Origin of the sequence: Bradyrhizobium sp. (assembly GCF_030693485.1) — a bacterium.
In the GTDB taxonomy this organism is placed as follows: Bacteria; Pseudomonadota; Alphaproteobacteria; order Rhizobiales; family Xanthobacteraceae; genus Bradyrhizobium.
On sequence record NZ_JAUYAN010000350.1, the window covers coordinates 1 to 9,627 of the forward strand.

The 9,627-nt window shown below is 64.2% G+C and carries 9 protein-coding genes; 7 read left to right on the plus strand and 2 right to left on the minus strand.

The window, feature by feature from the left end:
* From Q8N40_RS25885 to Q8N40_RS25895, 3 genes are all read left to right on the plus strand, one after another.
* Positions 1 to 748 (plus strand): His/Gly/Thr/Pro-type tRNA ligase C-terminal domain-containing protein (locus tag Q8N40_RS25885; protein WP_305713836.1); only part of this gene is annotated, 748 nt, incomplete at its 5' end.
* Positions 749 to 824: 76 nt separating this feature from the next.
* Complete coding sequence (locus Q8N40_RS25890) at positions 825 to 2,105, plus strand: lipoprotein-releasing ABC transporter permease subunit (RefSeq protein WP_305713837.1); 1,281 nt, start codon at positions 825 to 827, stop codon at positions 2,103 to 2,105.
* Positions 2,106 to 2,112: 7 nt separating this feature from the next.
* Positions 2,113 to 2,811, plus strand: a complete 699-nt coding sequence (locus Q8N40_RS25895) for an ABC transporter ATP-binding protein (protein WP_305318688.1) — start codon at positions 2,113 to 2,115, stop codon at positions 2,809 to 2,811.
* A gap of 118 nt (positions 2,812 to 2,929) precedes the next feature.
* Here the strand turns inward: Q8N40_RS25895 and Q8N40_RS25900 are convergent, their stop codons facing one another.
* Both Q8N40_RS25900 and Q8N40_RS25905 read right to left on the minus strand, forming a co-directional pair.
* The gene (locus Q8N40_RS25900) at positions 2,930 to 3,181 is read right to left on the minus strand and encodes a DUF3551 domain-containing protein (RefSeq protein WP_305713838.1); all 252 of its coding nucleotides are present in this window, start codon (positions 3,179 to 3,181) and stop codon (positions 2,930 to 2,932) included.
* A gap of 23 nt (positions 3,182 to 3,204) precedes the next feature.
* Complete coding sequence (locus Q8N40_RS25905; protein WP_305713839.1) at positions 3,205 to 3,486, minus strand: DUF3551 domain-containing protein; 282 nt, start codon at positions 3,484 to 3,486, stop codon at positions 3,205 to 3,207.
* A gap of 788 nt (positions 3,487 to 4,274) precedes the next feature.
* On the opposite strand from Q8N40_RS25905, the gene dnaE reads away from it, so the two are divergent.
* The 4 genes from dnaE (at position 4,275) to Q8N40_RS25925 (ending at position 9,419) form a co-directional block, all read left to right on the plus strand.
* A complete protein-coding gene (gene dnaE / locus Q8N40_RS25910) occupies positions 4,275 to 7,802 on the plus strand; it encodes a DNA polymerase III subunit alpha (RefSeq protein WP_305713840.1) in 3,528 nt (1,175 codons plus the stop codon).
* A gap of 56 nt (positions 7,803 to 7,858) precedes the next feature.
* A complete protein-coding gene (locus Q8N40_RS25915) occupies positions 7,859 to 8,731 on the plus strand; it encodes a DUF1186 domain-containing protein (RefSeq protein ID WP_305713841.1) in 873 nt (290 codons plus the stop codon).
* Between the two features lie 84 nt (positions 8,732 to 8,815).
* Entirely contained in the window at positions 8,816 to 9,013 is a 198-nt protein-coding gene (locus Q8N40_RS25920) for a type II toxin-antitoxin system VapB family antitoxin (protein WP_305713842.1), read from the plus strand.
* Positions 9,014 to 9,104: 91 nt separating this feature from the next.
* The gene (locus Q8N40_RS25925; RefSeq protein WP_305713843.1) at positions 9,105 to 9,419 is read left to right on the plus strand and encodes a PIN domain-containing protein; all 315 of its coding nucleotides are present in this window, start codon (positions 9,105 to 9,107) and stop codon (positions 9,417 to 9,419) included.
* The last annotated feature ends 208 nt before the right edge of the window (positions 9,420 to 9,627 follow it).

Below are 9,627 nucleotides of genomic sequence, written 5' to 3' on the forward strand. Positions count from 1 at the left end.
GGCGATCCCGATGCGCGCCGAGACCGGCCCGATCGGCGGCGATCTCAGCCACGAATTCATCGTGCTCGCCGAGACCGGCGAGTCCGCGGTTTATTGCGACAGCGACGTGCTCCATCTGCCGGTGCCCGGCGATGATATCGATTACGAAAGCGATCTCGCCCCGATCATCAAGCAGTGGACTTCCGTTTATGCCGCGACCGAGGACGTGCATGACGCCGCGCGTTTCGACAGCGAAGTGCCCGCCGAGAAGAAGGTGCAGACCCGGGGCATCGAGGTCGGCCAGATCTTCTATTTCGGAACCAAATATTCCGACTCGATGAAGGCCCTGGTGGCAGGCTCCGACGGCGCCGAACTGGCGGTTCACGGCGGCTCCTACGGCGTCGGCGTGTCGCGGCTGGTCGGCGCCATCATCGAGGCCTGCCATGACGAGGCCGGCATCAAATGGCCGGAGGCGGTGGCGCCGTTCAAGGCGGTCATCCTGAATTTGAAACAGGGCGCCGAGGATGTCGATGCGGCCTGCGCGAAGCTCTATCGCGCGCTCGAGGCCAAGGGCGTCGAGGTTCTGTATGACGACACCGACCAGCGCGCCGGCGCGAAATTCGCCGCCGCCGACCTGATCGGCATTCCCTGGCAGATCCTGGTCGGCCCCAAGGGCCTCGCCGAAGGCAAGGTCGAGTTGAAGCGGCGCAGCGACGGGTCGCGGGAGAATCTGAGCCCGGCGGAAGTCATGGCGCGGCTGACCGCGTGACGAATTATCCACCGCCCAGCGGCGGAATATCAGACGTGACGGCCACAATTAGCCCGAATCGTCTGTAAATCGAACTATGGATGAAGCCATGAGCGAGCCAGTTCGAACCCCACCTTTCGCGGCCTTCGAATGGCTCTTGTCCGGACGCTATCTGCGCGCGCGCCGCAAGGAAGGTTTTATCTCGGTGATCGCCGGGTTCTCGTTCCTGGGGATCATGCTCGGCGTCGCCACCCTGATCATCGTGATGGCCGTAATGAACGGCTTCCGCAAGGAACTGCTGGACAAGATCCTCGGCGTCAACGGCCATATCCTGGTGCAGCCGCTGGAATCGCCGCTGACAGACTGGAAGGACGTCGCCGAGCGCATCAGCCAGGTCCAGGGCATCCGCCTCGCGGCCCCGGTGGTGGACGGCCAGGCGCTTGGCTCCTCGCCGTTCAACGCCGCCGGCGTGTTCGTCCGCGGCATCCGCGCCGGCGATCTGGTCAACCTCACCTCGATCGCCAAGAACATCAAACAAGGCTCGCTCGACGGGTTCGACGAGGGCCAGGGCGTCGCCATCGGCCGCCGGCTGGCAGATCAATTGTCGCTGCATGCCGGCGACAGCATCACGCTGGTAGCGCCCAAGGGCGCTGTCACCCCGATGGGCACCACGCCGCGCATCAAGCCCTACAAGGTGGCGGCGGTGTTCGAGGTCGGGATGTCGGAATATGACGGCATCTTCGTTTTCATGCCGCTGCCGGAGGCGCAGGCCTATTTCAACCGCAAGGACGACGTCACCGCGATCGAGGTGTTCACCACCAATCCCGACAAGGTCGACGTATTCCGCAAGACCGTGACCGAGGCCGCGGGGCGGCCGGTATTTCTGGTCGACTGGCGGCAGCGCAACTCGACCTTCTTCAACGCGCTTCAGGTCGAGCGTAATGTCATGTTCCTGATCCTGACCATGATCGTGCTGGTCGCGGCGCTGAACATCGTCTCCGGCCTGATCATGCTGGTGAAGGACAAGGGCCAGGACATCGCGATCCTGCGCACCATGGGGGCTTCGCAGGGGTCGATCATGCGGATATTCCTGATCACGGGGGCTGCGATCGGCGTGGTCGGCACGCTGACCGGATTCTTCGTCGGCATGGTGATCTGCATGAACATCGAATCGATCCGCCAGTTCCTGTCCTGGATGACCAGCACCGAATTGTTTTCGCCGGAGTTGTACTTCCTGTCCAAGATGCCGGCCGAGATCGACGTCGGCGAGACCACCGCCGTCGTGATCATGGCGCTAACGCTGTCGTTCCTGGCCACGCTGTATCCGTCGTGGCGTGCCGCGCGCCTCGACCCCGTCGACGCGCTCCGGTACGAGTGAGGGCCAGATGGAGCAGGGGGCGGAAGACGTACCGGTTGTCTATCTCCACGATATCAAGCGCCAGTACACGCAGGGCACGGAGACGCTGACCATTCTCGACGGCGCCAGGCTGGCGCTATGGGCGGGGCAGTCGGTCGCGCTGGTGGCGCCCTCGGGCGCCGGCAAGTCGACGCTGCTGCACATCGCGGGCCTGCTGGAGACCCCCGATGACGGCGAGGTCTATGTCGGGGGCGCGCCGACGTCGCAATTGTCCGACATCGAGCGCACCCAGATCCGCCGCAGCGATATCGGCTTCGTCTATCAGTCGCACCGGCTGTTGCCGGAATTCACCGCTCTGGAAAACGTCATGCTGCCGCAGATGATCCGCGGCCTCAAGCGCGACGAAACCGTCAAGCGCGCCACCGAGATCCTGGCCTATCTCGGCCTCAGCGAGCGCATCAAGCACCGGCCCGCCGAGCTCTCGGGTGGCGAGCAGCAGCGGGTGGCGATCGCACGTGCGGTCGCCAACGCCCCGCGGGTATTGTTCGCCGACGAGCCGACCGGCAACCTCGATCCGCATACCGCCGATCACGTGTTCGGGGCGCTGATGCAGCTGGTGAAGGCGACCGGCGTCGCGATGCTGATCGTGACCCACAATATGGAACTGGCGGGCCGGATGGACCGCCGGGTATCGCTGGCCGAAGGCAAGGTCATCGAACTCGACTAGGGTCGGGAGCCTCTCGCAGGGGCTCCATCAAAAATATCGAAAACAACCCCATGCAATGATAGGTCAACCTTATCCTGATACCATTTGGCCTTGCGTTCCCTGAATGCCGCGGGTCCGGTCAGTAGGTCGGTCGCGGCCGGGGATGGCGCCCGCCAATTCTTGCAAAATAGGGATTGACCTCGCACTGGGCGGCGCGGCCCGCCGCCGAGCCGTTGCACTGCGCCAGCGAGGTGTAGCGGCAATCGTAGTAGGTGATTGGTCCGTACACATGCAGGCAGACCGGGTAGGCCGGGTCGTAAGTCTGGGCCGCCGCCGGTCCAGCCGCCGAAACCGTCGCCAGCGCCACAATCGCCAGAGCCAGGGTACGCATCAGTACCTCCTTCGGACCCGCCATCAGTACCGCGGATAGACCGGCTGGCCGCGGTCGCGGCCGCGAGCGGCGCGCGGATCGGCTGCGGGACCGGGGTTGTAATAGGGATTCTGGATGCAGGTGAGGAACCGCCCCGACGCGGTGGCCTGGCATTGCTCATAGCTGGTGAAGTCGCACTGGCTCAGCGCGGGAATTTGATCGCCCTGGATGCAAAACGGATAGCGGGTGCCGACAGCCTCCGCCGGCGCCGAGCCCGCCATCGCCAGCCCGCTTGCGCCCAACAGCGCCACAACCAGATTACGCATCGATACCTCCCACCTGGCCGCAGCCGCTCGTCGTCGAATCCTTGCGGGAAACAGAGCCGCTTCGGCTGCGCTACGTCAACTCACGTTCGTGCGTGCCGTTCAGAGCTACCAAGCATATCAATTGGTTCCGCGGCCAAAGTGATAGGCTGATTTAGGTCAAGGCCGCAGCCCTTGCTGAAAATGGAGGCCCGGCGTTCACATCGCTTGGTCACAATGTGGTGGCGGGGAAATCCCGCCTTGCCAAGCATGATCCGAATGAAAGAGGCCGCCAACCGGGGCGGCCTCCCTGAATCACGCTGTGCAGCCTGCCCTTCAGGGGCCGCAGCCGGCAGCGGCGATGGACGGACAGATCCGTAATATTACGGTTTCCATCAACGGAACGCGGATTCCGGTTCCGTTCTCCGAAATCAAAAGCAGATCCGTGGATATCCCAACCTTGGACGGCCGTGACGAAACCAGGCCAAACGCACCCTTGACTCCATAGAACAAAAAAGGAACAATGTTCTTCTTATGTTCCAGTTCTGGAGGCGGGCATGTTGAAGACGTTTGTGGAAGAGGCTGCGGCGCTGGCGTCGCTCACCTTGTTTGTCGGGATGATCGCCGTCTGGGCGCAGCTAATTCCCCAGCTTTGAGGTCCTGACCCGGCAGACGGGATCCCTCAGGAAAGCGGGGATGCCTGGTCCGGTGGCGCGGTTCGGCGTGGACAGGCCGGGCGCCAGGCATCACCATTGAGGCGCGAGTCGGCCCGGTGAGGGCGGCCTGCCTCCCTCATGCCAGATGATCGCTCCATGACTTCAAAACCTTCGGCAACCGTCGCCAATGCCGGATTCGTCCATCTTCACGTCCATTCCGCCTATTCGCTGCTGAAGGGCTCGATCAAGATCCAGAAGCTCGGCGAGTTGGCCAAGGCCGACCGCCAGCCGGCGCTGGCGCTGACCGATACCGACAACATGTTCGGGGCGCTGGAATTCTCCGACAAGATGGCCGGCTATGGCATCCAGCCGATCATCGGCTGCGAACTCGCGGTCGATTTCGGCGACCAGGATCCCAATGCGCGCAACGCCCTGGCCGCGCCGCCTTCGCGGATCGTGCTGCTGGCGGCGCGCGAGCGCGGTTACCGCAGCCTGATGCGGCTGAACTCGCGGGCGTTTCTGGAAACGCCGGTCCATCAGGCGCCCCACATCAAGTTCGAATGGCTGCAGGACGACGCGGAGGACCTGATCGCGCTGACCGGCGGCCCGGAGGGGCCGATCTCGCTGGCGCTTCATGCCGATCATGCGGCGCTGGCGGGCCTTCGCTGCGACCGGCTGGCGAGTCTGTTCGGCGACCGGCTCTATGTCGAGTTGCAGCGCCACGGCATCGAGAAGGAGCGCCGCGTCGAAGCCGGCCTGATCGATCTCGCTTACGCCAAGGGCCTGCCGCTGGTGGCGACCAACGAGCCGCATTTCGCCACGGCGGACGATTACGAAGCCCATGACGCGCTGCTCTGCATCGCCGGCGGACGTCTGGTCGCCGAAACCGACCGCGAGCAACTGACCCCCGATCACCGCTTCAAGACCCGCGCCGAAATGGCGGTGCTGTTCGCCGACATTCCGGAGGCGCTGGCCTCGACGATCGAGATCGCCGAGCGCTGCGCGTTTCGCCCGATGACGCGCAAGCCGATCCTGCCGCGGTTTACGGTCGGCGCTGCCACCGCGGACTCCGTCAGCGACGAAGCCACCGAGTTGCGCCGGCAGGCCGAGGAGGGACTGGCCAACCGGCTCCGGGTCCATGGCCTGGCGCAGGGCGAGACCGAGGAAACCTATCGCGCGCGGCTGGCCTTCGAGATCGACGTCATTACCCGCATGGAATATCCGGGCTACTTCCTGATCGTCGCCGACTTCATCAAATGGGCGAAGGGCCAGGGCATTCCGGTCGGGCCGGGCCGCGGCTCGGGCGCGGGCTCGCTGGTCGCCTATGCGCTGACCATCACCGATCTCGATCCGATCCGGTTCGGCCTGCTGTTCGAGCGCTTCCTCAATCCGGAGCGCGTGTCGATGCCCGATTTCGACATCGACTTCTGCCAGGACCGCCGCGGCGAGGTGATCGACTACGTGCAGCAGCGCTACGGCCGCGACCAGGTCGCCCAGATCATCACCTTTGGCACGCTGCAGGCGCGCGGCGTGCTGCGCGACGTCGGCCGCGTGCTGCAGATGCCCTATGGCCAGGTCGACAAGCTGACCAAACTGGTGCCGCAGAATCCCGCCGCACCGGTGACGCTGGCCGCCGCGATCGAGAGCGAACCGAAACTGCAGGCGTTTCGCGACGAGGATCCGGTGGTGAAGCGCGCCTTCGATATCGCGCAGCGCCTGGAGGGCCTGACCCGGCACGCCTCGACCCATGCCGCCGGCATCGTGATCTCGGACCGGCCGCTGAGCGAGCTGGTGCCGCTCTACCGCGATCCGAAATCCGACATGCCGGTGACCCAGTTCAACATGAAATGGGTCGAGCCCGCCGGCCTCGTCAAATTCGACTTCCTCGGCCTCAAGACGCTGACCGTGCTCGATGTCGCCGTGAAGCTGTTGAAGCAACGCGGCGTCGACATCGATCTGGCGACGCTGCCGCTCGACGACGCCAAGAGTTACGCCATGCTGGCGCGCGGCGATGTGGTCGGCGTGTTCCAGGTGGAAAGCCAGGGCATGCGGCGCGCGCTGGTCGACATGCGGCCGGACCGTTTCGAGGACATCATCGCGCTGGTGGCGCTGTATCGCCCGGGCCCGATGGCGAACATCCCGACCGACTGCGCCCGCAAGCACGGCGACGAGGAGTCGGAATATCTGCATCCGATGCTGGAGCCGATCCTGAAGGAGACCTACGGCGTCATCATCTACCAGGAACAGGTGATGCAGATCGCCCAGGTGATGGCCGGCTATTCGCTGGGCGACGCCGACCTGTTGCGCCGCGCCATGGGCAAGAAGATCCGCTCGGAGATGGAAAAGCAGCGCGCCATCTTCGTGGCCGGCGCCATGAAAAACAACGTGCCGAAAGGCCACGCCGACACCATCTTCGAACTGCTCGCCAAGTTCGCCGACTACGGTTTCAACAAGAGCCACGCGGCGGCGTATGCGCTGGTGTCGTATCACACCGCCTACATGAAGGCGCATTACCCGGTGGAGTTTTTGGCGGCGTCGATGACGCTCGACCTCAGCAATACCGACAAGCTCTCGGAATTCCGCGCCGAAGCGCAGCGGCTCGGCATCAAGGTCGAGGCGCCCAGCGTCAATCGCTCCGGCGCCACCTTCGAGGTCAGCGACAACACCATCTATTATGCGCTGGCGGGCCTCAAGGGCGTCGGCGGCCAGGCGGTCGACCTGATCGTCGAGGCGCGCAAGGAAGGCCTGTTCACCTCGCTGGCGGATTTCGCCGCACGGGTGAATCCGCGCGCGATCAACAAGCGCGTAATCGAGAGTCTCGCGGCAGCCGGCGCCTTCGACGGGCTGGATTCCAACCGCGCGCGGGTGTTCGCCGGCGCCGAGGCCATTCTCTCGGCGTGCCAGCGCAGCCATGAAGCCGCGACCATGGGGCAGAACGACATGTTCGGCGGCGCCGCCGACGCGCCGACCATCATGCTGCCGCAGATCGAGCCCTGGCTGCCGGCCGAACGGCTGCGGCGCGAATACGACGCCATCGGATTCTTCCTCTCGGGCCATCCGCTCGACGACTACGCCATGGTGCTGAAGCGGCTGCGGGTGCAGACGTGGGCGGAATTTTCACGCGCGGTCAAAACCGGCGCCACCGCAGGCAAGGTCGCGGCCACGGTGGTGTCACGGATGGAGCGGCGCACCAAGACCGGCAACAAGATGGGCATCATGGGCCTGTCCGATCCGACCGGCCATTTCGAGGCGGTGCTGTTTTCCGAAGGGCTCGCGCAATACCGCGACGTGCTGGAGCCCGGTGCTGCGGTGCTGCTGCAACTCGGCGCCGAACTGCAGGGCGAGGACGTTCGCGCCCGGGTGCTGCACGCCGAGCCGCTGGATGCCGCCGCGGCGAAAACCCAGAAGGGTCTTCGCATCTTCGTGCGCGACACCAGGCCGCTCGAATCCATCGCCAAGCGGTTGTCGATGCCGGAGGCGGGGCAGGGCGGTCCGGCCCGCGGCGCCCAGGCAAAACCGGTGGCGGTGGCGCCGGGCGGCGGCGATGGCGACGTCTCGCTGGTCATGATGCTCGACCTCGAAACCGAAGTGGAAATGAAGCTGCCCGGCCGCTTCAGGGTCTCGCCGCAGATCGCCGGTGCGATCAAGGCGGTGTCGGGCGTGGTGGACGTGCAGCAGCTTTAGGCGGGTCGTTGGCTGATGGACTGCAATCAACTCGGCACTCTCTCAGGGAGTTGATGATGGATCCCATTCGGGTGATCGCGGAATTAAGCGAGGCGGTGCGATTGCCGGTCGCGGCGATCCGCGCTGCCCAGGCCGATCGCGAAGCGATGGTCCCTGCCTTCCTGCGGACGCTGGATGATTTCCTGTCGCTGGAAGGGCCGGCCAGCCCCGACGCGCTGTTCTACATTTTTCATCTGCTCGGCGAGTGGCGCGAGAAATCGGCGTATTGGCCGCTGGCGGTTCTCCTGCGCTTGCCGCCCGACGTTCTTGACAGCATCCTCGGCGACAGCATCACGGAGACGAGCCATCGCGTGATGGCCTCTGTTTTCGACGGCGATCCCGAACCGCTCTACGAGATCATTCGCGATCCGGAAGCCGACGAGTATGTCCGCGCCAAGATGCTGCAGACGGTCGTCATGCTGACGCGGCGTGGCAAGCTGCCGCGCGAGGCGACGGCGGCCTTCCTGCGCGATTGCTTTTCGCAACTCGAGCCGAGAGAGGATTGCTTTGTCTGGAGCGGCTGGATCGACGCGGTGGCCTGGCTCGGATTGACCGAACTGAAGCCGCTGGCGCAGCAGGCATTTCAGCGCAATTCGATCGATCCGGAGTGGCTCACATTCAGGGATTTTGAAGAGGTCCTGCAATACTCGGTCGATCATCCCGACGCCGAGCCGCTTCATCCTGACGGCGAACTCACTCTGTTCGGGGAGACCGTCGCGGAATTGTCCAAGTGGGTCGATCTCAACCCGCAGGCGCCGGCCAGCGATACGCCTGAATGGGAGCCGGGTTTTCTCGGGATGCCGGTCCGCGATCCCCTGCGCAACGTCGGACGCAACGATCCCTGTCCCTGCGGCAGCGGAAAAAAATACAAGAAGTGCTGCCTGACATAGGCTTCACGCGTCGGGCGGTTACAGCAGCCGCGCAATGTATAATATGGTGCAGTCTACACATTCGCGAGCAATGACGGATTGCCGATGCGTACCTATATCGAAATAGACGAAACGCTGATGGCGGAGGCCCAAAAGACATTCGGGCAGAACACCAAGAAAGACACGGTGGAGCAGGCGCTTCGTTTGATGATCCGCCTGCGACAGCAGAAGGAAGTCGGCGCCGCTTTCGGTAAATTTCGGTGGCAGGGCAATCTGAGCCGAAGCCGCCAGGGGCGCTCATAACGCGGTGATTTGCCGTCGATAGCAGCGTCTGGATCGATTTCCTCAACGGCCGCGACGTGGCTCACGTCGTCCGCCTGCAGGTTCGCTCGGCGTGGACGAGATCATTGTCGGGGATCTGATGCTTTGCGAAGTGCTTCAGGGCCTCGACAACGATAGGGCGGCTCGGCAAGTCGAATCGCTTTTGCGGCGCTTCGAAATCGTGCCGATGGCCGGGGAGGCCATTGCGGTGGCAGCGGCCCGCAATTTCCGCTCGTTGCGCAGGCGCGGCTTCACCATTCGCAAGACCATCGATCTGCTGATCGGAACCTGGTGCATCGAGAACCGGCGGCCGCTATTGCATAATGACAGCGATTTCAAACCCATGGCTCAGCATTTAGGACTTATGGAGGCGCAAGCGACGGCCTAAGATCGCCTGAGAACCGGCCATTGGCTGGAAAACCTGCCGAACCCCGTCCGCCGCCGTCCAAAACGCCCGTATTTCCTTGCTTCCCGCCGGAATCCCGCTATATAGCGGCCCATCTCACACGGAAGCATGGCTCAAAAGGCCGTCCGGTGGCAGCCGGGCCGCAAGGCTCGTTTGCTCACACGCTTCCGGAGGAACCAACCGGAGAATA

Bases quoted from the DNA above. Each gene is read 5' to 3' on its own strand.
- dnaE (WP_305713840.1), top strand. From the start codon at position 4,275: ATGACTTCAAAACCTTCGGCAACCGTCGCCAATGCCGGATTCGTCCAT.
- Q8N40_RS25915 (WP_305713841.1), top strand. From the start codon at position 7,859: ATGGATCCCATTCGGGTGATCGCGGAATTAAGCGAGGCGGTGCGATTG.
- Q8N40_RS25890 (WP_305713837.1), top strand. From the start codon at position 825: ATGGATGAAGCCATGAGCGAGCCAGTTCGAACCCCACCTTTCGCGGCC.
- Q8N40_RS25895 (WP_305318688.1), top strand. From the start codon at position 2,113: ATGGAGCAGGGGGCGGAAGACGTACCGGTTGTCTATCTCCACGATATC.
- Q8N40_RS25905 (WP_305713839.1), bottom strand. From the start codon at position 3,486: ATGCGTAATCTGGTTGTGGCGCTGTTGGGCGCAAGCGGGCTGGCGATG.
- Q8N40_RS25900 (WP_305713838.1), bottom strand. From the start codon at position 3,181: ATGCGTACCCTGGCTCTGGCGATTGTGGCGCTGGCGACGGTTTCGGCG.
- Q8N40_RS25920 (WP_305713842.1), top strand. From the start codon at position 8,816: ATGCGTACCTATATCGAAATAGACGAAACGCTGATGGCGGAGGCCCAA.